Here is a 19,867-nt window from a genome sequence, read left to right as displayed (position 1 = left end):
CGCAACATGGCGCAAGCGGGCATCGGAAACCTCGGCGGCGGGCTGGGCAAGTTCACGGAACTTCGCCAGCGCTTGCTGTTCGTCCTCGGGGCGTTGATCGTCTACCGCATCGGCTGTTTCGTGCCGGTGCCGGGCGTCAATCCCGATGCCATGCTGGCGCTGATGCAGGCGCAGGGCGGCGGTATCGTGGACATGTTCAACATGTTCTCGGGCGGCGCCCTGCACCGCTTCAGCATCTTCGCGCTGAACGTGATGCCGTACATCTCGGCATCGATCGTGATCCAGCTGGCCACGCACATCTTCCCGACGCTGAAGGCGATGCAGAAGGAAGGCGAGTCGGGCCGGCGCAAGATCACCCAGTATTCGCGCATCGGCGCGGTGCTGCTGGCGGTCGTGCAGGGCGGCAGCATCGCCCTGGCGCTGCAGAACCAGACCGCTCCGGGCGGCGCGCCGGTGGTGTACGCGCCGGGCATGGGCTTCGTGCTGACCGCGGTGGTCGCGCTGACCGCCGGCACCATCTTCCTGATGTGGGTAGGCGAGCAGGTGACCGAGCGCGGCATCGGCAACGGCGTCTCGCTGATCATCTTCGCGGGCATCGTGGCCGGCCTGCCGGCCGCCGCGATCCAGACCGTCGAGGCCTACCGCGACGGCAACATGAGCTTCATCTCGCTGCTGCTGATCGTGTTGGTGATCCTGGCGTTCACCTACTTCGTGGTGTTCGTCGAGCGCGGGCAGCGCCGGATCACGGTCAACTACGCGCGCCGCCAGGGCGGCCGCAACGCGTACATGAACCAGACCTCGTTCCTGCCGCTGAAGCTCAACATGGCCGGCGTGATCCCGCCGATCTTCGCTTCGAGCATCCTGGCGTTCCCGGCCACGCTGTCGATGTGGTCCGGGCAGGCGACCTCGGCCACCTGGCTGCAGAAGATCGCCAACGCGCTGGGTCCGGGCGAGCCGGTGCACATGCTGGTGTTCGCCGCGCTGATCATCGGCTTCGCGTTCTTCTACACGGCGCTGGTGTTCAACTCGCAGGAAACCGCCGACAACCTGAAGAAGTCGGGCGCGCTGATCCCGGGCATTCGTCCGGGCAAGTCGACCGCCGACTACATCGACGGCGTGCTGACCCGCCTGACCGCGGCCGGCTCGCTGTACCTGGTGATCGTCTGCCTCCTGCCGGAGGTGATGCGGGCCCAGCTCGGCACCTCGTTCCACTTCGGCGGCACCTCGCTGCTGATCGCGGTGGTGGTGGTGATGGACTTCATCGCGCAGATCCAGGCGCACCTGATGTCCCACCAGTACGAGAGCCTGTTGAAGAAGGCCAACCTGAAGGGTGGTTCGCGCGGCGGTTTCGCCCGCGGCTAACCGACTGATATACTTGTTCTTCCTTGCGTGAAGGCGGCCCGGCTCCCGGGCGACAGGCCTTCCGACCAGAAGGGCGGCCCGCGCGGCGTCTCGCGCGCGGGTGTGGCGGCATGGTCCCGGGCGGGAGTAGTCCGGGCGGCAGCGGAAGCGGTAGGTCCGATGCCAATGCCGTCCGGCGCCGGAGCATGGGCACACTCCCCATGCCGGGCCCGTGGAACGCTGCATGGTTCCATGAGCTTCAAAGTAACCCGAGACTTTGCTACAATCTTCCGTTCACTTTTGATCCATCATGCCGGATGGCGCGCAGGCGCGCTGTCGGGCCATCACTCAGTTGGAGAACCGCGTCATGGCGCGTATTGCAGGCGTCAACCTGCCAGCCCAGAAGCACGTCTGGGTCGGGTTGCAAAGCATCTACGGCATCGGCCGTACCCGTTCGAAGAAGGTCTGCGAAGCCGCAGGCGTGGCTTCGACCACCAAGATCCGCGATCTGTCGGAGCCGGAGATCGAGCGCCTGCGCGCCGAGGTCGGCAAGTACATCGTCGAGGGCGATCTGCGCCGTGAAGTCGGCATCGCCATCAAGCGCCTGATGGACCTGGGCTGCTACCGCGGCCTGCGTCACCGTCGCGGCCTGCCGCTGCGTGGCCAGCGCACCCGTACCAACGCCCGCACCCGCAAGGGACCGCGCAAGGCGATCAAGAAGTAAGGGATAGAGAACAATGGCCAAGCCAGCTGCTGCCAAGACCAAGAAGAAGATCAAGCGCGTCGTCACCGACGGCGTCGCCCACGTCCACGCTTCGTTCAACAACACCATCGTCACGATCACCGACCGCCAGGGCAACGCGCTGTCGTGGGCGACTTCGGGCGGCGCGGGTTTCCGCGGTTCGCGCAAGTCGACCCCGTTCGCCGCCCAGGTCGCCGCCGAGAAGGCCGGCCGCGCCGCGCTCGACTACGGCGTGAAGTCGCTGGAAGTGCGCATCAAGGGTCCGGGTCCGGGCCGCGAGTCCGCCGTGCGTTCGTTGAACAACGTCGGCTACAAGATCACCAACATCATCGACGTGACGCCGATCCCGCACAACGGGTGCCGTCCGCCGAAGAAGCGTCGCGTCTAAAGGAGCGATAAGAAATGGCTCGTTATATCGGTCCTACCTGTAAGCTCGCGCGCCGCGAAGGCGCCGACCTGTCCCTCAAGAGCCCGGCGCGCGCGCTGGACTCCAAGTGCAAGCTGGAGCAGAAGCCCGGCCAGCACGGTGCCGCCCGCAAGGGCAAGCTGTCCGACTACGCCACCCAGCTGCGCGAGAAGCAGAAGGTCAAGCGCATCTACGGCCTGCTGGAGCGCCAGTTCCGCAACTACTACAAGAAGGCCTCGACCAAGAAGGGCAACACCGGCGAGAACCTGCTGCAGTTGCTGGAAACCCGCCTGGACAACGTCGTCTACCGCATGGGCTTCGCCGTGACCCGTCCGGCCGCCCGCCAGCTGGTCTCGCACCGCGGCGTGCTGGTGAACGGCAAGTCGGTGAACCTGGCCTCGTACCAGGTCAAGGCCGGCGACGCGATCAGCCTGTCCGAGAAGGCCCAGAAGCAGCTGCGCGTCCAGGAAGCCCTGACCGTGGCCGAGCAGCACGACCTGAGCCCCTCGTGGGTCGAAGTCGATTCGAAGAAGTTCAGCGGCGTGTTCAAGGCCGTGCCGGATCGCGCCGACCTGCCTTCGGACATCAACGAAGCGCTGATCGTCGAGTTGTATTCGAAGTAATTCACATTGGAGAACCTCCGGCGGCCGCCGGAGGTTCGCAGGAGACCCCGCAACATGACGGTTACCGCCAACCAGGTTCTGCGTCCCCGTGGACCGCAGATCGAACGCCTTACCGAAAACCGCGCCAAGGTCGTGATCGAGCCGTTGGAGCGCGGTTACGGCCATACGCTGGGCAATGCCCTGCGTCGCGTGCTGCTGTCGTCGATCCCGGGTTTCGCCATCACCGAAGTCGAGATCGATGGCGTACTGCACGAGTACACCACGGTCGAGGGCCTGCAGGAGGACGTGCTGGAAGTCCTGCTGAACCTCAAGGACGTCGCCATCCGCCTGCACAGCGGTGACAGCGCCACGCTGTCGCTGTCCAAGCAGGGCCCGGGCGTCGTCACCGCCTCCGACATCAAGACCGACCACAACGTCGAGATCATCAACGGCGACCACGTCATCGCGCACCTGACCAAGGACACCGCGCTGAACATCCGCCTGAAGATCGAGCGTGGCTTCGGCTACCAGCCGGCCGCCGCCCGTCGTCGTCCGGACGAAGAGACCCGCACCATCGGCCGCCTCGTGCTGGATGCGTCGTTCTCGCCGGTGCGCCGCGTGGCCTACTCGGTCGAGGCGGCCCGCGTCGAGCAGCGCACCGACCTGGACAAGCTGGTCATCGACATCGAGACCAACGGCACCATCGACGCCGAGGAAGCCGTCCGCACCGCGGCCGACATCCTCAGCGACCAGCTGTCGGTGTTCGGCGACTTCACGCACCGCGACCGCGGCGCGCCGAAGCCGCAGGCCGGCGGCGTGGATCCGGTGCTGCTGCGCCCGATCGACGACCTGGAGCTGACCGTGCGTTCGGCCAACTGCCTGAAGGCCGAGAGCATCTACTACATCGGCGACCTGATCCAGAAGACCGAGGTGGAGCTGCTCAAGACCCCGAACCTGGGCAAGAAGTCGCTCACCGAGATCAAGGAAGTGCTGGCCCAGCGCGGCCTGTCCCTCGGCATGAAGCTGGAGAACTGGCCGCCGGCCGGCATCGCCCAGCACGGCATGCTCGGCTAAGAGCGCCGCAAGGTCCCCGCGCGCGAGCGCGGGGATCGCGCATGCAGTACCCGCAGACGGACCTCCAGGTCCGCGCGACATCCGGCCAGGGAGTGCCGGTTTGGGCCATCCGCAGTCCATGTTCCAGCGCCAGGACGGCGACAGCGAAGTACAGCAGATCCAACATTCAACCCTCTAGGAAACCACGACCATGCGTCACCAGAAATCCGGCCGCAAGTTCAGCCGCACCAGCGCCCACCGCGAGGCGATGTTCAAGAACATGGCGGCTTCGCTGATCAAGCACGAGCTGATCAAGACCACCCTGCCGAAGGCCAAGGAACTGCGTCGCGTCGCCGAGCCGCTGATCACGCTGGCCAAGGTCGACAGCGTCGCCAACCGCCGCCTGGCCTTCGCGCGCCTGCGCGACAAGGAAGCGGTGGGCACCCTGTTCACCACGCTCGGCCCGCGCTACCAGAGCCGCCCGGGTGGCTACCTGCGCATCCTGAAGTGCGGTTTCCGCGCCGGCGACAACGCGCCGATGGCCTATGTCGAGCTGGTCGACCGCCCGGCCGCCGTGGCCGAGGAAGTCGCCGAGTAAGGCGCTTTCCAGGATCCCGAAGAACCCGGCCTCGTGCCGGGTTTTTTCGTTTCATGCGCCGGGATCGGCCGGGCCGAGGTTGTGCTTGGCGAGCATGCCGTCGAGCCGCTTGGCGACCAGCGCGGCCTGTTCGGCCGATCCCTGGGCGCGGTTGGCGATCTCGCGAGCCCGTGCGTGATAGACGTCCCAGAAGTCGTCCGGATGACGCGCCCTCAATCCGGGGATGTCCTGTTCGAGCTGGTCGAGTGCCTGAGCGATCTCGGCGGGAATGCCCTTCATCGTGTCCGTCCTGCGGTGGAGTGGTCGGCGAGGCGAGGGTGGGACCGGGCCGCTGCGGTGGCCGCGGTACCGTCGCAACGGCTGCCGTGCATGCCGATGGCGGTCGCCACGCGCCCGCGATGCAGCCTAGGCGCCGGGTGGGTGCAGGAGGGGTGAAGCGGAGGGCGGGGCATGGGCCGGGGCTGCCGCGCCCGTGACGCAATGTTCCGGAATCGCATAGCCTGGGTCTCGCGAATAGCTGATAATCCGGCGTCCTCCAACGTTCACGCCGCCTCGATGAATCCGTTCCGCTGGAGTTTCCGCGCGCAGTTCGCGCTCGGTTTCCTGATCTGCGCTGGCCTGCTCGGGTTTGCGATCTTCATGCAGTTGCAGGAAGGGTTGGAGCCCTGCCCGTTGTGCATCTTCCAGCGGATCGCGTTCGCGGCGCTGGGCGTGCTGTTCCTGCTCGGCGCGCTGCACGGGCCGCGCGGGAGCGGCGGGCGCAAGGTCCATGGCGTGCTGGCGTTCCTGGCCGCGGCGGTCGGCGCCGGCATCGCCGGGCGGCATGTCTGGGTGCAGGTGATGCCGCGCGACGAGATGTCCTCCTGCGGGCCGCCGTTGTCCTTCCTGAGCGAGCAGATGGGGCCGTTCGAGGTATTCCGGACGGTGCTGACCGGCACCGGCGACTGCGGCAACATCGATTGGCGCTTCCTCGGGTTGTCGATGCCGATGTGGAGCCTGGTCTGGTTCGTGCTGCTGGCGCTGTGGGCACTTTACGCGGGGTTCCGCGCGCGCCGGCGGCATCCGCTGTTCTGAGCGATCGCGCAGGCGATGCAAGAAGGCCAGGCAATGCCTGGCCTTTTGCGTTCGCGGGCCGGTTTCGATGGAGAAGGCAGGTGCCCGCCCTATCGCTTCTGTGGTTCGCCATAAGGGCGCGTGGCGACGCGTTTCTCATCTCTGTTACGTCTGGATTCGCTTGGCGCGGCTCAGAAGTCCTGCTGCAGGGTCAGGTAGGCGCCACGGCGCGGTCCCCACTGCGGAGCGAACACGCCGATGCCGCCGCCGTCGCGCAGCTGGTAGCTGCGGTCCAGCGCGTTGACCACGGCCAGCTGCGCATGCAGCGGATGGCCGCCGAGGTCGAAGTCGTGCGAGGCGCTCAGGTTGAGCTGGAAGTAGGAGGGGAGCGAGGCGCCGTTGGGCACGGTGTCGGTATCGGTGCGCAGGCCGCTGCCGTACAGGTAGTTCGCCCCGACGCGGTTGTTGCCGGCGAAGCTGTAGCTGATGCCGCCGGAAGACGTCAGCTTCTGGTCGTGGTCGAGGTGGATCCAGTGGTCGGCGACGTAGGCCAGGGCGTCGGGATCGAAGTTGTAGTCGCCGGTCATGACCTGCTTGCCCATCGCCTTGCTGTAGGCGGCGTTGAAGTAGGCGCTGAACGGGCCGTCGTCGTAGTCGGCGGAGAACTCCAGGCCGCGGACATGGCCGTGGCGGTAGTTGAAGGTGGAGTAGATGTAGGCGGCGCCGAACTGGCCCTCGTCCTGCAGCCGGTCGGCGCGGCGGTCGTAGGCATCCAGGCCCAGGGTCAGGTGGTCGCCGACGTTCTGCGAGATGCCCAGGTCGTAGTAGTCGCTGCGCTCGCTCAGCGGCGTGGTGGCGCCGGCGGAAACCTGCTGGTTGGTGGTGCCGTCGTAGAGCGCGATGTCGGTGGTGGAGATCAGCTCGGTGGCGGGCGGGGTGAAGTAGCGGGCGTAGCCGGCGTGCAGCGTGGTGCCGTCGGTGGCGTGCCAGACCGCGCCGACGCGCGGGCTGAGCTGGCCCTCGCTGCGGCCGAAGGCCTTGTAGCGGTCGCCGCGCACGCCGTAGTTGACGATCCAGTCGTCGCCGATCTTCCATTCGTCCTGCAGGTAGAGCGCGGTGGTGCTGGTGTGGAAGCGGCTGGCGTCGGGGATCAGCTCCGGCACGTTGCTGCTCTGGCCGCCGTCCGCATCGGCCGGGAAGACCCAGGCGTCGTTGCGGGCGCTGGCGCGCTCGAAGCTGCCGTACAGGCCGTAGCGCAGGGTGTGCGAATCGCCGAGCGGCGTGGAGAAGTCGGCCTGCACGGTGTCGGCGCGGTTGGCGCGGTCCACCTTCGAGGCGACGCCGTTGAAGATCAGGTCGCCGGCGATGTCCGGGTCGAACGCGACGCTGCTGTAGCGCTGCCCGGCGGAGACCTGGTACGAGGTGTCGCCGAGCAGGCCCTGCAGCACCAGGCTGGCGAAGCGGGTGTTCTCGCGCTGGTTCTCGTCGAGCCTGGAGGAGTCGTAGTCGGTGGTGCCCAGGTAGTCGAAGGCCGGGGTCTGGTCCGGATTGTTCGGGATCTGGAAGCGGTTGTTGGCGTAGCCCGCCATCAGGCTGAGGCGGGTGTCGTCGTCGACCAGGTAGGTGAGGTCGGCAAAGGCCTTGCCTTGGTGGGTCTTGTCGTGTTCCGGGGTGCGGCTGTCGGTGGGATTCTCCAGGCCGACCTTGTCCTGGTCGTAGTTGCCGGTGACGAACCAGCTCCAGCGTCCGGAGCTGCCCCACCACGAGGCGAACGGATTGACCTTGCCGAACGAGCCGGTGGTGATGCCGACGCTGCCGCCGTTGCCGAGTTCGGCGCCGCTCTTGGTGGTGACGTCGACCACCGCCGCGGTGCGGTCGCCGAACTGGGCCGGCAGCGCGCCGTCGAGCAGGCGGATGTTCTTGATCGTGCGCGGGTCGAGCGTCTGGCCGAAGCCGGAGATCGACTCGGGCAGGATCACGCCGTTGATGCGGTACTGCAGGTTGGCGTGGTCGCCGCGGACGTGGATGCCGCCGTAGGAGTCCTGCACTACGCCCGGCGCCTGCAGCAGGACCTGGTTGAGCGGGGTGGAGGCGCCCAGCGGCAGCCTGTCGATGTCCTCGGCGGAGATCGTGAACTGGCTGCTGCCGATGTCGGGCGACAGCGCGTTGCGGGCCGCTTCCAGCTTGGCGGTGACCTGCACCGCATCGAGGTCGGTGACGGCGCCGGGCGTGGCTTCGCCGGCCAGGGCAAGCGCGGGGAGGGAGGCGAGGACCATCGAGATGGCGGAGGCGAGCAGGCGGGTATTCATCGGAAGCGCCGGGTGGGGAGGGGTGTTATTCAGTAACAATCCTCCCAGGGCGGTGCCGCCGCCTAGCCCGAAAGTCATGCCTGCCGCACCGGCTTTGCCTGGGGTTTAGAGACCTCGGAAAAATGTCGGAGAGCGGCGCCGCTTTGCCGCCGCACCCGCCTTTGCGATGATGGGCGACTCCCAAGGAGTCGCCCATGTCCCCCTCGTCCCCCGCCCGCCTGGTCGAAGTGCCCGCCTCGGAATGGAACCCCGACAGCTGGCGGTCGCGCCCGGGGCTGCAGATGCCGACCTATCCCGACGCGGCCGAGCTGGAAACGGCGCTCGCCGAGCTGCGCCAGCTGCCGCCGCTGGTGACCTCGTGGGAGATCTTCGCGCTCAAGCGCCAGATCGCCGAGGCCCAGGAGGGCAGGCGCTTCCTGCTGCAGGGCGGGGATTGCGCGGAGAACTTCGCCGACTGCGAATCGAACATGATCTCCAACCGGCTCAAGGTGCTGCTGCAGATGAGCCTGGTGCTGGTGCACGGCCTGCGCGTGCCGGTGGTGCGGGTGGGGCGCTTCGCCGGGCAGTACGCCAAGCCGCGTTCGGCCGATACCGAGACCCGCGACGGCGTGACCTTGCCGAGCTACCGCGGCGACGTGATCAACGCTCCCGACTTCACCGCGGAAGCGCGCGCCCCGGATCCGCGCCGGATGATCACGGCGCATTCGCGCTCGGCGATGACGATGAATTTCGTGCGCGCGCTGATCGACGGCGGTTTCGCCGACCTGCACCATCCCGAATACTGGAACCTGAGCTGGGTCGGCTACTCGCCGCTGGCCGAGGACTACCAGAAGATGGTCGCCTCGATCGGCGACGCCGTGCGGTTCATGGAAACGCTGTCCGGCTCGGAGGTGCACAACCTCAACCGGATCGACTTCTACACCTCGCACGAGGCGCTGCTGCTGCCGTACGAAGCGGCCCTGACCCGGCAGGTGCCGCGCCAGTGGGGCTGGTTCAACCTGTCCACGCACTACCCGTGGATCGGCATGCGCACCGCGGCGCTGGACGGCGCGCACGTGGAATACTTCCGCGGCATCCGCAATCCGATCGCGATCAAGGTCGGCCCGTCGGTGCAGCCGGACCAGTTGCTGCGGCTGGTCGACGTGCTCAACCCCGACGACGAGCCGGGCCGGCTCACTTTCATCCACCGCATGGGCGCGGCGCAGATCGCCGAGAAGCTGCCGCCGCTGCTCGACGCGGTCAAGCGCGACGGCCGCCGCGTGCTGTGGGTGTGCGACGCGATGCACGGCAATACCGAGAGCACCGGCAACGGCTTCAAGACGCGCCGCTTCGACAACATCCTGCGCGAGGTCGAGTGGTCGTTCGACCTGCATGCGGCAGCCGGCACGCGGCTGGGCGGCGTGCACCTGGAACTGACCGGCGAGGACGTGACCGAATGCACCGGCGGCGCGCGCGAACTGACCGAGCGCGACCTCGAGCGCTGCTACCGCTCCACCGTCGATCCGCGCCTGAACTACGAGCAGTCGCTGGAAATCGCGATGGCCATCGTGCGCAAGCAGCAACAGGCCCCGTCGCCGATCGGCGCCAAGGAGGCGTAACCCGCCCGTTATCGACGGCGCGTCCGCGGTGCCGGCGCGCGCCGCATGACGCGATGCTCATGCCCGCGGGTGCATGCTGGCCTGCCTGATCCTTCATCCCCGGGAGGAAAGGCCGATGATCGACTGGAACGAGGCCAGGCCCTACCTGCTGCCGCTGGGCACCGCGGCGGTGGCGGGTTTCCTGGCCTGGTCGCTGCTGTTGTGGCTGTTCAAGCGCATGCAGGGCCGCGACTACCGGCGCGCGCGCATCGTGCGCGTGCTGAGCCTGCCGATGGCGTTCGCGATCCCGCTGCTGTTCCTCAACATGGCGCTGGCCGCCACGCCGTTGCGCGGCGATGCCTACGACACCGTGCGCCATCTGCTGTCCATCGGCGTGATCGGCTGCCTGACCTGGTTGCTGGTGCGCGCCGTCGCCGCCGGCGAACAGGCGATCCTGCGCAGCCATCCGATGGAGGTGGCCGACAACCTCCAGGCGCGCCGGATCCAGACCCAGACCCGGGTGATCGCGCGGGTCCTGATGGGGGCGATCATCCTGCTGGGCCTGTCGGCGGTGCTGCTGAGTTTCGATCCGGTGAAGCAGATCGGCCGCACCTTGCTGGCGTCGGCGGGCATCGTCGGCCTGGTCGCCGGCATCGCCGCCAAGCCGGTGTTCGGCAACCTCATCGCCGGCCTGCAGATCGCGCTGACCCAACCGATCCGGCTGGACGACGTGGTGATCGTCGAGGGCGAGTGGGGGCGCATCGAGGAGATCGGCAGCGCCTACGTGGTGGTGCGGATCTGGGACGAGCGGCGCATGGTGGTGCCGTTGTCCTGGTTCATCGAGAACCCGTTCCAGAACTGGACCCGGCGCAGCGCCGACCTGCTCGGTACCGCGTTCCTGTGGCTGGACTACCGCACGCCGGTCGCGGCGGTGCGCAGCGAGCTGGAACGCATCTGCCGGAACGAACCGCTGTGGGACGGGCGGGTCTGCGTCACCCAGGTGACCGAGACCAGCGAACGGACGATCCAGGTGCGCCTGCTGGTGAGCGCGCGCAATTCCGGCGATGCGTTCGACCTGCGCTGCATCGTGCGCGAGCGGATGATCGACTTCCTGATGCGCGAACATCCGTATGCGCTGCCGCGCCTGCGCGCGGAAATCTCGCGGGAGGCGGAACCGCCGCGGCCAGTCCTGCGATCGACCGCGGGCAGCGTGCGTTCGCCGGGCGCGGAGGACGGCGAGCCGGCGATCGCGTCCGGCTGATGCCGGTCAGCGCGAAGCCGGCGGCGGGCGCGTGGACAGGAAGCGCGGCGGGGTGCGTGCGCGGGTGAGCTGTTCGTAGGCGTACGCCAGCTCGATCAGGCGCGGTTCGCTCCAGGCGGTGCCGACGAACAGCAGGCCGAGCGGAAGGCCGTTGCTGCTGCCCATCGGCACGCTGAGGCTGGGATAGCCGGCCACCGCGGCCGCGCCGTAGCCGGCGCCCGGGAAGTCGTCGCCCCGCACGGGGTCGATCGGCCAGGCCGGGCCGGTGGTCGGCACGACCAGCGCATCCAGCCGGTCGGCCTCGAGCGCCGCGTCGATGCCTTCCGGCCCGGCCAGCCGGCGGGCGAGGGTGCGGGCGGCGATGTAGGCGCTGTCGCCGGGGCCGGCCGTCGCCTGCGCCTGCTCGAACAGTTCCTGGCCGAAATGCGGCATTTCCTGCCCGGCATGGCGGCGATTGAACGCGATCAGTTCGGCCAGCGTCCGGACCGGTGCTTGGTGCGTGGCGAGATAGCGCTCCAGGCCGGCCTTGAACTCGGTCAGCAGCACTTGCATCTCGGCCTCTTCCCACTGGCCCTCGGTGGGCAGGCGCGTCTGGACGACGGTGGCGCCCGCCTCGCGCAGCACCTGCACGGCGTCGCGCATCGCCGCGGCGACGTCGGGACGCTCGTCCAAGGCATTGTGCAGCACGCCGATCCGCGCGCCCCGCAGGCCCTGCGGGTTCAGGCGCGAGGCGTAGTCGTAGACCGCCTGCCCCGGGCGCGCCGCGGTGGCGGGATCGTCCGGGTCGCGGCCGGCCATCGCCGACAGCAGCACCGCGGCATCGGCGACGCTGCGCGTCATCGGGCCGGCGGTGTCCTGGCTGAAGGAGATCGGGATGATGCCGCTGCGGCTGACCAGCCCGACGGTCGGCTTGAGCCCGACCAGGCCGTTCACCGCGGCCGGGCAGACGATGCTGCCGTCGGTCTCGGTGCCAATGCCGGCCACGGCGAGGTTCGCCGATACCGCCGCGCCGGTGCCGGAGCTGGAGCCGCATGGGGTGTGGTCGAGCGCGTAGGGATTGCGGGTCTGCCCGCCGCGGGCGCTCCAGCCGGAACTGGACCGGGTGGAGCGGAAGTTCGCCCATTCGCTGAGGTTGGTCTTGCCCAGGATCACCGCGCCGGCCTGGCGCAGGCGCTGGACCAGGAAGGCGTCCTGGCGCGGATGGAAGCCGGTCAGCGCGAGCGAGCCGGCGCTGTTGGCCATCGGCGTGGCGTCGATGTTGTCCTTGAGCAGCAGCGGGATGCCGTGTAGCGGGCCGCGGATCGTGCCGGCGCGGCGCTCGGCGTCCAGGCGCGCGGCCTCGTCGGCGGCCCGGGGATTCAGTTCGACGACCGCGTTGAGCCTGGGGCCGGCCCGGTCGATGCGGGCGATGCGGTCCAGGTAGGCGCGGACCAGCGTGGCGCTGTCGAGCTCGCCGCGGGCCATGCGCGCCTGCAGGTCGGCGATGTCGGCCTCGGCGTAGAGGAAGGCGTCCGCGTTCGCGGCGTGCGGCGTCATCGCGTTCGTCTCGGTGCTGGGCGGGTTGGCGTCCCGGCAACCGGCAAGCAGCAGGGCAGCCGCGAATGCGGGCATCGCAAGCAGGCGCATGGGCGGGATTCCCGGTGTGACCTCGGAAGGCTAACGGCGGTCCGCGCCGGTTGGCAACGCGGTCCGGGCGGCGACGATGCGCGCGGCCGGGGATGGCCGGTGCCGGTCGCCGTCAGCGCGCGCCGCCGCGGGAGCGCCGCCGCACCAGGTCGCGTGCGAGGACGGCGACCACCAGCAGGTTCACCGCGAGCACGCCCCACGAGGCCCAGCCGGGATGGCGCACGATCGCGTAGATGTCGAAGGGCAGGTAGATCGCCGCCGAGGCGCAGCCCAGCAGCGAGGCCCAGGCCTTGGCGCGCCACAGTCCCCAGGCTTCGACCAGGTGCAGCACGCCGTAGGCCAGCATGCCCGCCGCGGCCAGGTGCACCGCGTCGGGGCTGATCATCCGCAGCAGCGACGGCAGCGCGCCGTGCTCGGGGTCGAGGTTGAAGCGCCGGATCAGCTCGCTCACGCCGTGCTGCAGCGGCAACGGGCCCAGGATTTCCAGGCCGGTCGCGCCGAGCACGGCCAACAGCCCCTTGGCCGCCTCCAGCAGGGCGATCAGGTGAAGTCCCGGATGCGCGTGCGGATCCGGGTCGTAGGGCTTGTCGGCGGGGTCCACGAGCCGATGATGCCTCAGCCGGCGCGGCTGGCGCGCTTGCGCTCGTTCTCGGTCAGGAACTTCTTGCGCAGGCGGATCTCCTTCGGGGTGACCTCGACCAGCTCGTCGTCCTCGATGAAGTCCAGCGCCTGCTCCAGCGAGAACTTGATCGCCGGGGTCAGCTTGATCGCATCGTCCTTGCCGGCGGCGCGCATGTTGGTCAGCGGCTTGGTCTTGATCGCGTTGACGGTGAGGTCGTTGTCCTTGGAGTGGATGCCGACCAGCTGGCCCTCGTACACGTTGTCGCCCTCGGCCGCGAACAGGCGGCCGCGCTCCTCCAGCGGCCCCAGCGCGTAGGCGGGAGTGACGCCCGGCGCGTTGGCGATCATCACGCCGTTCGGGCGCTTGGCGATCGCGCCCTGTTCCTTCGGCCCGTAGTGGTCGAACACGTGGAACAGCAGGCCCGAGCCCTGGGTCAGGGTCTTGAACTCGTTCTGGAAGCCGATCAGGCCGCGCGCCGGGATCAGGTATTCCAGGCGCACGCGGCCCTTGCCGTCCGGCTCCATGTTCTTGAGCTGGCCCTTGCGGATGCCGAGCTTCTCCATCACGCCGCCCTGGTGGATCTCCTCCACGTCGACGACGAGCTGCTCGATCGGCTCCATCGGCTGGCCGTCGATCTCCTTGATGATCACTTCCGGGCGCGACACGGCCAGCTCGTAGCCCTCGCGGCGCATGTTCTCGATCAGCACCGACAGGTGCAGCTCGCCGCGGCCGGACACCAGAAACTTGTCGGCGTCCTCCAGCTGCTCCACGCGCAGGGCGACGTTGTGCACGGTCTCGCGCTCCAGGCGGTCCTTGAGCTGGCGGCTGGTCAGGAACTTGCCGCCGGACAGGTCCTTGTTGCCGGCGAACGGCGAGTTGTTGACCTGGAAGGTCATCGAGATGGTCGGCTCGTCCACGGTCAGCGGCGGCAGCGCCTCGGGGAAGTCGAGCGCGCAGACGGTGTCGGAGATGGTCAGCTCCGGGATGCCGGAGATGGCGACGATGTCGCCGGCCTCGGCGCTGTCCTGCTCGATGCGCTCGAGGCCCAGGAAGCCCAGCACCTGCAGCACCTTGCCCTGGCGCTTCTTGCCCTCGCGGTCGATCACCACCACCGGCATGTTCTTCTTCAGGGTGCCGCGCTGGATGCGGCCGATGCCGATCACGCCGACGAAGCTGTTGTAGTCGAGCTGGCTGATGCGCATCTGGAACGGGCCTTCCGGATCGACGTCCGGCTTCGGCGCGTGCTGCATGATCGCCTCGTACAGCGGGGTCATGTCGCCGTCGCGGGCGTTCTCGTCCAGCGAGGCGTAGCCGTTCAGCGCCGAGGCGTAGACGATCGGGAAGTCCATCTGCTCCGGCGTGGCGCCGAGGCGGTCGAACAGGTCCCACACCTGCTCCACGACCCACTCGGGGCGCGCGCCGGGGCGGTCGATCTTGTTGATGACCACGATCGGCTTGAAGCCCATCGCGAACGCCTTCTGGGTCACGAAGCGGGTCTGCGGCATCGGGCCGTCCATCGCGTCGACCAGGATCAGCACGGTGTCCACCATCGACAGCACGCGCTCGACCTCGCCGCCGAAGTCGGCGTGCCCGGGGGTGTCGACGATGTTGATGCGGTTGCCCCGCCAGGTGATGGCGGTGTTCTTGGCCAGGATGGTGATGCCGCGTTCCTTTTCCTGGTCGTTGCTGTCCATCACGCGCTCGGCCAGCACGGTGCGCTCGGAGAGGGTGCCGGACTGCTTCAGCAGCTGGTCGACGAGGGTGGTCTTGCCGTGGTCGACGTGGGCGACGATGGCGATGTTGCGAAGGTTTTCGATGGACATGCGAAAGGGGGCTCGGTCGACGCCAAGGCAGGATGGGAAAAGGTAAGCCGACAATTATAACCGTTTGGCGATATCCCCATGGCGGACCGGGGAACCCGGACGGCCGGGCCCGTTCAGGCGGGCCGCCCGGGGCGGCCGGTCGGGCGGCGGGTGTATCCTATCGGGCTGACGCATTCGTCCCGACCCCCGAGGATTCCATGTCCCTGATCGCCAACTTCGACACCTCCCGCGGCCCGATCAAGATCGAGCTGTTCGCCGACAAGGCGCCGCTGACGGTGGCCAACTTCGTGAACCTGGCCAAGCGCGGCTTCTACGACGGCCTGAACTTCCACCGCGTGATCGCCGACTTCATGATCCAGGGCGGCTGCCCGGAGGGGTCCGGCCGCGGCGGCCCAGGCTACCGTTTCGAGGACGAGACCAACAACGGCGTGCGCCACGAGCGCGGCGTGCTGTCGATGGCCAACGCCGGCCCGAACACCAACGGCAGCCAGTTCTTCATCACCCACATCAAGACCGACTGGCTGGACGGCAAGCACACCGTGTTCGGCAAGGTGCTCGAGGGCATGGAGACCGTCGACAGCGTGGTCCAGGGCGACACCATCAACAAGGTGACGATCGAGGGCGACGCCGATGCCGTGCTGGCCGCCAAGGCCGACCGCGTCGCCGAGTGGAACAAGATCCTCGCCGCCTGATTCCCATCCCGACGGTCGCCGCAGCGCGGCCGTCGCCGTTTCCGGGCGCCCGCCGATTCCGCCGCGCCCTCCCCACCGACGCTTCTTAGAAGAGGAAAGTCCAGATGAAAGCACCCGTTCGTGTCGCCGTGACCGGCGCTGCCGGCCAGATCGGCTACGCCCTGCTGTTCCGCATCGCCTCCGGCGAAATGCTGGGCAAGGACCAGCCGGTCGTCCTGCAGCTGCTGGAGCTGCCGAACGAGAAGGCCCAGGCCGCGCTGAAGGGCGTGATGATGGAGCTGGAGGACTGCGCGTTCCCGCTGCTGGCCGGCATGATCGGCACCGACGACGCCGAGGTCGCGTTCAAGGACGTCGACATCGCCCTGCTGGTCGGCGCGCGTCCGCGCGGCCCGGGCATGGAGCGCAAGGACCTGCTGCTGGAGAACGCCAAGATCTTCACCGCCCAGGGCGCGGCGCTGAACAAGGTCGCCAAGCGCGACGTGAAGGTGCTGGTGGTCGGCAACCCGGCCAACACCAACGCCTACATCGCGATGAAGTCCGCGCCGGACCTGAAGCCGGAGAACTTCACCGCCATGCTGCGCCTTGACCACAACCGCGCGCTGAGCCAGCTGTCGGCCAAGCTCGGCAAGCCGGTCGGCGGCATCGAGAAGCTGGTGGTGTGGGGCAACCACAGCCCGACCATGTACCCGGACTATCGCTTCGCCACCGCCGACGGCGCTTCCATCGCCGAGGCGATCAACGACCAGGCGTGGAACGCCAACACCTTCATCCCGACCGTGGGCAAGCGCGGCGCCGCCATCATCGAGGCGCGCGGCCTGTCCTCGGCCGCCTCGGCCGCCAACGCCGCCATCGACCACGTGCGCGATTGGGTGTTGGGCAGCAACGGCAAGTGGGTGACGATGGGCGTGCCGTCCGACGGCTCCTACGGCATCCCGGAAGGCGTGATCTTCGGCTTCCCGGTGACCACCGAGAACGGCAAGTACACCATCATCAAGGACCTGCCGATCGACGACTTCAGCCAGAAGTACATCGACAAGACCCTGGCCGAGCTGGAAGAAGAGCGCGGCGGCGTCGCCCACCTGCTGGGCTGATCCACTGCCCACCGCGTGATCCAGGACGCCGGCCTCGTGCCGGCGTCCTGCTTTTCGGATCTGGCCTTCTCCCCTCGGGGTGAAGGCATGTTGCTTGCGAACCACGGGTTCGCGCATGCCTGAACGCCTGGCGCGCTGCGCCAGGCCGGGGCGCGAAGCGAGGTGCCCCATGGGGGCGGATGAGGGTGCGGGCGAAACTCTGCGCTGTTGGGCTGCATGGGGCTTTCCGTACCCTCACCCCAGCCCCTCTGCCAATGGGAGAGGGGCTTGTTGGCCGAGCCTTGAGGCCAGTCGGGCGCCGGAGATGCGTCTTGATCCGGATTGAAGGTCGGGGCCGCTAGGCTGCCACGCACCCGGGGTGGCCGGGAATCGGGAGCAGGGTCATGAAGACGTCGGTCGTGGTGTTGTCGCTGGGCATGCTGTGCGCGAGCGCGTCGGTGGGCGCGGTCGACCTGAAGGGACTGAAGGACAAGCTGGGCGGCGGCCAGCAGGCCGGCGCGCCGGAAAGCACGGCCGGGCAGGGCGGGCTGGCCGGCATGCTCGGCGGCGCGGCGTTGCCGGGCATGGATTCGAGCGTGGGCGGCAACGCCGCCGGTGCGTTGCAGTACTGCATCAAGAACAACTACCTGAGCGCGAACGCGGCGTCCGGGATCAAGGACAAGCTGCTGAGCAAGGTGTCGGGCCAGCAGGGACAGGACGAGGGCTACCAGCGGGGCGAGCAAGGCCTGCTGTCCGGGAGCTACGGCAAATCGCTGGACCTGAAGTCGGTGTCCGACAAGGTCAAGCGCAAGGCCTGCGACTATGTGCTCGACAACGCCAAGTCGATGATCTGAGGCCCGCGCCGGCGGCCGGCCCGGGGCCGGTCCGCCGTTCGACCAAGGTCGCAGGGATCGCGCGTGGGTGCCGGCCTATGCTGGAGGCAGCCCCAAGGTTCTGGGAGGGACCGGATGAGCTACGAAGAGGCCTATCGCCGTTCGATCGAGCGGCCGGAGGAGTTCTGGGCGGAGGCGGCGCAGGCCATCCACTGGCAGGTGCGGCCACGGCAGATCCTCGACTATTCCAACCCGCCGTTCCGCAAGTGGTTCGTCGGTGGGCAGACCAATCTCTGCTACAACGCGGTGGACCGCCACCTCGACGAGCGCGGCGACCAGCTCGCGCTGGTGGTGGTCTCCACCGAGACCGGCACGACCCGCGAGTTCAGCTACCGCGACCTGCACCGCGAGGTGAACGCCTTTGCCGCGGTGCTGAAGAAGCTGGAGGTCGGCCGCGGCGACCGGGTCGTGATCTACATGCCGAACATGGCCGAGGCGGTGTTCGCGATGCTGGCCTGCGCGCGGATCGGCGCGATCCATTCGGTGGTGTTCGGCGGCTTCGCCGCGCACAACCTGGCGCTGCGCATCGACGACGCCAGGCCCAAGTTGCTGATCGCCGCCGACGCGGGCAGCCGGGGCGGCAAGGTGATCCCGTACAAGCCGCTGGTGGATGCGGCCTGCGCGGAGGCGGCCCATCCGCCGCCGAAGGTGCTGGTCGTCTCGCGCGGGCTGGATGCCGCCGAACCCAGGGTGGCCGGCCGCGACGTCGACTACGCCGCGCTGCGCGCCGAGGCCGGCGATGCGCAGGTGCCGGTGGAATGGCTGGAATCCAACGAGCCGAGCTACCTGCTGTATACCTCGGGCACCACCGGCAAGCCCAAGGGCGTGCAGCGCGACGTCGGCGGCTACGCGGTGGCGATGGCGCTGTCGATGCGCACGGTGTTCGATTGCGCGCCGGGCCAGGCGATGTTCTCCACCTCGGATGTCGGCTGGGCGGTCGGCCATTCCTACAACGTCTACGGTCCGCTGATCGGCGGTTGCACCTCGCTGCTGTACGAAGGCTTGCCGACCCAGCCCGACCCGGGCATCTGGTGGGCGCTGTGCGAGCGCTACGGCGTGCGCACGATGTTCTCCTCGCCGACCGCGATCCGCGTGCTGAAGAAGTCCGACGTGGATTTCATCCGGCGCCATGACCTGTCGCGGCTGAAGTACCTGTTCCTGGCGGGGGAGCCGCTGGACGAGCCCACCGCCACCTGGATCAATGCCGCGCTCGGCAAGCCGGTGATCGACAACTACTGGCAGACCGAGACCGGCTGGCCGGCGCTGACCCTGTTGCCCGGCGTTGAGATGAAGCCGGTGAAGTTCGGTTCGCCCGGATTCCCGAATCTCGGCTATCGCATGAAGGTGATCGACGAGCAGACCGGCGCGGAGGTCGCGCCGGGCCAGAAGGGCGTGCTGGTCGTGGTGCCGCCGCTGCCGCCGGGATGCCTGAGCACGGTATGGAACGACGACCGGCGCTTCCTCGACAGCTACTTCGGCCACTTCAAGGAACTGCTGTACAGCTCGCTGGACTGGGCGATCCGCGACGAAGAGGGCTACACCTTCATCCTGGGACGCACCGACGACGTGATCAACGTCGCCGGCCACCGCCTGGGCACGCGCGAGATCGAGGAGGCGATCTCCGGGCATCCCGGCGTCGCCGAGGCGGCGGTGATCGGCGTGAAGGACGAACTGAAGGGGCAGGTGCCGGTGGTGTTCGCCACGATGAAGCAGGCGCCGCAGGACCCGGCCGGCACCGCCGCGGAGCTGCAGCAGTGCGTGGTGCGCCAGCTGGGCGCGGTGGCGCGGCCGGCGCATGTCTATATCGTCAACGCATTGCCGAAGACCCGCTCGGGCAAGCTGCTGCGGCGTTCGTTGCAGGCCCTGGCCGAGGATCGCGATCCCGGCGACCTGTCCACGCTGGACGATCCCGGCGCCTTGGAGGAAGTGCGCCGCGCGCTGGCGCAGAGGGCGACGTAACGGGGTGTCTTGCCGGCGGCTCGGCGGCTTCGGCGGGAGCGGGGCATGGCTCCGCCACCGCTTCGCAATCCCTCACCGTCGTGCCGCGAAGGCGGGGACCCGGCGCCTTTGCCCCGGCATTCCCGCGCAAGCGGGAATCCGTGGACTTGCCTACCGTCGGCAGTGTCCCATGAGGGCGCACGTCCTTGGATTCCCGCTTTCGCGGGAATGACGAGCAGAAAGCCCGGTTTCGCCGGAAGG

The 19,867-nt window shown here is 68.5% G+C and carries 18 protein-coding genes; 13 read left to right on the top strand and 5 right to left on the bottom strand.

Annotated elements, in window-relative coordinates:
• Positions 1-6: 6 nt before the first annotated feature.
• The 6 genes from secY (at position 7) to rplQ (ending at position 4,742) form a co-directional block, all read left to right on the top strand.
• Positions 7-1,362, top strand: a complete 1,356-nt coding sequence (secY, locus tag FD678_RS12070; RefSeq protein WP_140723557.1) for a preprotein translocase subunit SecY — start codon at positions 7-9, stop codon at positions 1,360-1,362.
• 346 nt (positions 1,363-1,708) lie between these two features.
• Complete coding sequence (gene rpsM / locus FD678_RS12065; protein ID WP_140723554.1) at positions 1,709-2,065, top strand: 30S ribosomal protein S13; 357 nt, start codon at positions 1,709-1,711, stop codon at positions 2,063-2,065.
• Between the two features lie 13 nt (positions 2,066-2,078).
• Positions 2,079-2,471 carry a 30S ribosomal protein S11 gene (rpsK, locus tag FD678_RS12060; protein ID WP_003470632.1) on the top strand — a complete coding sequence of 131 codons (393 nt, stop codon included), beginning with the start codon at positions 2,079-2,081 and terminating at the stop codon, positions 2,469-2,471.
• A 14-nt stretch (positions 2,472-2,485) separates the two neighbouring features.
• Entirely contained in the window at positions 2,486-3,112 is a 627-nt protein-coding gene (rpsD, locus tag FD678_RS12055) for a 30S ribosomal protein S4 (RefSeq protein WP_140723551.1), read from the top strand.
• Positions 3,113-3,166: 54 nt separating this feature from the next.
• Positions 3,167-4,165, top strand: a complete 999-nt coding sequence (locus FD678_RS12050) for a DNA-directed RNA polymerase subunit alpha (RefSeq protein WP_140723548.1) — start codon at positions 3,167-3,169, stop codon at positions 4,163-4,165.
• A gap of 190 nt (positions 4,166-4,355) precedes the next feature.
• Positions 4,356-4,742, top strand: a complete 387-nt coding sequence (gene rplQ, locus FD678_RS12045; RefSeq protein WP_140723545.1) for a 50S ribosomal protein L17 — start codon at positions 4,356-4,358, stop codon at positions 4,740-4,742.
• Between the two features lie 51 nt (positions 4,743-4,793).
• On the opposite strand, the gene FD678_RS12040 is transcribed toward rplQ, so the two are convergent.
• Entirely contained in the window at positions 4,794-5,021 is a 228-nt protein-coding gene (locus tag FD678_RS12040) for a hypothetical protein (protein ID WP_140723542.1), read from the bottom strand.
• Between the two features lie 276 nt (positions 5,022-5,297).
• Between FD678_RS12040 and FD678_RS12035 the strand changes: the two genes are divergently transcribed.
• Positions 5,298-5,816, top strand: coding sequence for a disulfide bond formation protein B (locus tag FD678_RS12035; protein WP_140723539.1), 519 nt, complete (start codon positions 5,298-5,300; stop codon positions 5,814-5,816).
• 170 nt (positions 5,817-5,986) lie between these two features.
• Here FD678_RS12035 and FD678_RS12030 read toward each other — a convergent pair whose 3' ends face one another.
• Complete coding sequence (locus FD678_RS12030) at positions 5,987-8,104, bottom strand: TonB-dependent receptor (RefSeq protein ID WP_140723536.1); 2,118 nt, start codon at positions 8,102-8,104, stop codon at positions 5,987-5,989.
• A gap of 194 nt (positions 8,105-8,298) precedes the next feature.
• On the opposite strand from FD678_RS12030, the gene FD678_RS12025 reads away from it, so the two are divergent.
• Both FD678_RS12025 and FD678_RS12020 read left to right on the top strand, forming a co-directional pair.
• A complete protein-coding gene (locus FD678_RS12025; RefSeq protein ID WP_140723533.1) occupies positions 8,299-9,702 on the top strand; it encodes a class II 3-deoxy-7-phosphoheptulonate synthase in 1,404 nt (467 codons plus the stop codon).
• Positions 9,703-9,817: 115 nt separating this feature from the next.
• Complete coding sequence (locus FD678_RS12020) at positions 9,818-10,942, top strand: mechanosensitive ion channel family protein (RefSeq protein ID WP_140723530.1); 1,125 nt, start codon at positions 9,818-9,820, stop codon at positions 10,940-10,942.
• A gap of 6 nt (positions 10,943-10,948) precedes the next feature.
• Here the strand turns inward: FD678_RS12020 and FD678_RS12015 are convergent, their stop codons facing one another.
• From FD678_RS12015 to typA, 3 genes are all read right to left on the bottom strand, one after another.
• Positions 10,949-12,568 carry an amidase gene (locus FD678_RS12015; protein WP_218569670.1) on the bottom strand — a complete coding sequence of 540 codons (1,620 nt, stop codon included), beginning with the start codon at positions 12,566-12,568 and terminating at the stop codon, positions 10,949-10,951.
• A 112-nt stretch (positions 12,569-12,680) separates the two neighbouring features.
• Positions 12,681-13,169, bottom strand: coding sequence for a DUF2127 domain-containing protein (locus FD678_RS12010; protein ID WP_140723527.1), 489 nt, complete (start codon positions 13,167-13,169; stop codon positions 12,681-12,683).
• 14 nt (positions 13,170-13,183) lie between these two features.
• Positions 13,184-15,013 carry a translational GTPase TypA gene (gene typA, locus FD678_RS12005; RefSeq protein WP_140723524.1) on the bottom strand — a complete coding sequence of 610 codons (1,830 nt, stop codon included), beginning with the start codon at positions 15,011-15,013 and terminating at the stop codon, positions 13,184-13,186.
• 197 nt (positions 15,014-15,210) lie between these two features.
• On the opposite strand from typA, the gene FD678_RS12000 reads away from it, so the two are divergent.
• The 4 genes from FD678_RS12000 (at position 15,211) to prpE (ending at position 19,627) form a co-directional block, all read left to right on the top strand.
• A complete protein-coding gene (locus FD678_RS12000) occupies positions 15,211-15,705 on the top strand; it encodes a peptidylprolyl isomerase (protein WP_140723521.1) in 495 nt (164 codons plus the stop codon).
• A 104-nt stretch (positions 15,706-15,809) separates the two neighbouring features.
• A complete protein-coding gene (locus tag FD678_RS11995) occupies positions 15,810-16,796 on the top strand; it encodes a malate dehydrogenase (RefSeq protein WP_140723518.1) in 987 nt (328 codons plus the stop codon).
• 383 nt (positions 16,797-17,179) lie between these two features.
• Positions 17,180-17,629 carry a DUF2501 domain-containing protein gene (locus FD678_RS11990; protein WP_140723515.1) on the top strand — a complete coding sequence of 150 codons (450 nt, stop codon included), beginning with the start codon at positions 17,180-17,182 and terminating at the stop codon, positions 17,627-17,629.
• Positions 17,630-17,743: 114 nt separating this feature from the next.
• Positions 17,744-19,627, top strand: a complete 1,884-nt coding sequence (prpE, locus tag FD678_RS11985) for a propionate--CoA ligase (protein WP_140723512.1) — start codon at positions 17,744-17,746, stop codon at positions 19,625-19,627.
• Positions 19,628-19,867 lie beyond the last annotated feature (240 nt).

Origin of the sequence: Pseudomonas sp. Hp2 (genome assembly GCF_006386585.1) — a bacterium.
Classification (GTDB): domain Bacteria; phylum Pseudomonadota; class Gammaproteobacteria; order Xanthomonadales; family Xanthomonadaceae; genus Pseudomonas_S; species Pseudomonas_S boreopolis.
Note: the sequence above shows the minus strand (reverse complement) of the source record. Positions and strands in the feature narration are given on the sequence as shown.

Bases quoted from the DNA above. Each gene is read 5' to 3' on its own strand.
- prpE (WP_140723512.1), top strand. From the start codon at position 17,744: ATGAGCTACGAAGAGGCCTATCGCCGTTCGATCGAGCGGCCGGAGGAG.
- FD678_RS12050 (WP_140723548.1), top strand. From the start codon at position 3,167: ATGACGGTTACCGCCAACCAGGTTCTGCGTCCCCGTGGACCGCAGATC.
- FD678_RS12035 (WP_140723539.1), top strand. From the start codon at position 5,298: ATGAATCCGTTCCGCTGGAGTTTCCGCGCGCAGTTCGCGCTCGGTTTC.
- FD678_RS12025 (WP_140723533.1), top strand. From the start codon at position 8,299: ATGTCCCCCTCGTCCCCCGCCCGCCTGGTCGAAGTGCCCGCCTCGGAA.
- FD678_RS11990 (WP_140723515.1), top strand. From the start codon at position 17,180: ATGAAGACGTCGGTCGTGGTGTTGTCGCTGGGCATGCTGTGCGCGAGC.
- rpsM (WP_140723554.1), top strand. From the start codon at position 1,709: ATGGCGCGTATTGCAGGCGTCAACCTGCCAGCCCAGAAGCACGTCTGG.
- FD678_RS12000 (WP_140723521.1), top strand. From the start codon at position 15,211: ATGTCCCTGATCGCCAACTTCGACACCTCCCGCGGCCCGATCAAGATC.
- FD678_RS12030 (WP_140723536.1), bottom strand. From the start codon at position 8,104: ATGAATACCCGCCTGCTCGCCTCCGCCATCTCGATGGTCCTCGCCTCC.
- FD678_RS12020 (WP_140723530.1), top strand. From the start codon at position 9,818: ATGATCGACTGGAACGAGGCCAGGCCCTACCTGCTGCCGCTGGGCACC.
- secY (WP_140723557.1), top strand. From the start codon at position 7: ATGGCGCAAGCGGGCATCGGAAACCTCGGCGGCGGGCTGGGCAAGTTC.
- rpsD (WP_140723551.1), top strand. From the start codon at position 2,486: ATGGCTCGTTATATCGGTCCTACCTGTAAGCTCGCGCGCCGCGAAGGC.
- rplQ (WP_140723545.1), top strand. From the start codon at position 4,356: ATGCGTCACCAGAAATCCGGCCGCAAGTTCAGCCGCACCAGCGCCCAC.
- FD678_RS11995 (WP_140723518.1), top strand. From the start codon at position 15,810: ATGAAAGCACCCGTTCGTGTCGCCGTGACCGGCGCTGCCGGCCAGATC.
- FD678_RS12015 (WP_218569670.1), bottom strand. From the start codon at position 12,568: ATGCGCCTGCTTGCGATGCCCGCATTCGCGGCTGCCCTGCTGCTTGCC.
- FD678_RS12040 (WP_140723542.1), bottom strand. From the start codon at position 5,021: ATGAAGGGCATTCCCGCCGAGATCGCTCAGGCACTCGACCAGCTCGAA.
- typA (WP_140723524.1), bottom strand. From the start codon at position 15,013: ATGTCCATCGAAAACCTTCGCAACATCGCCATCGTCGCCCACGTCGAC.
- rpsK (WP_003470632.1), top strand. From the start codon at position 2,079: ATGGCCAAGCCAGCTGCTGCCAAGACCAAGAAGAAGATCAAGCGCGTC.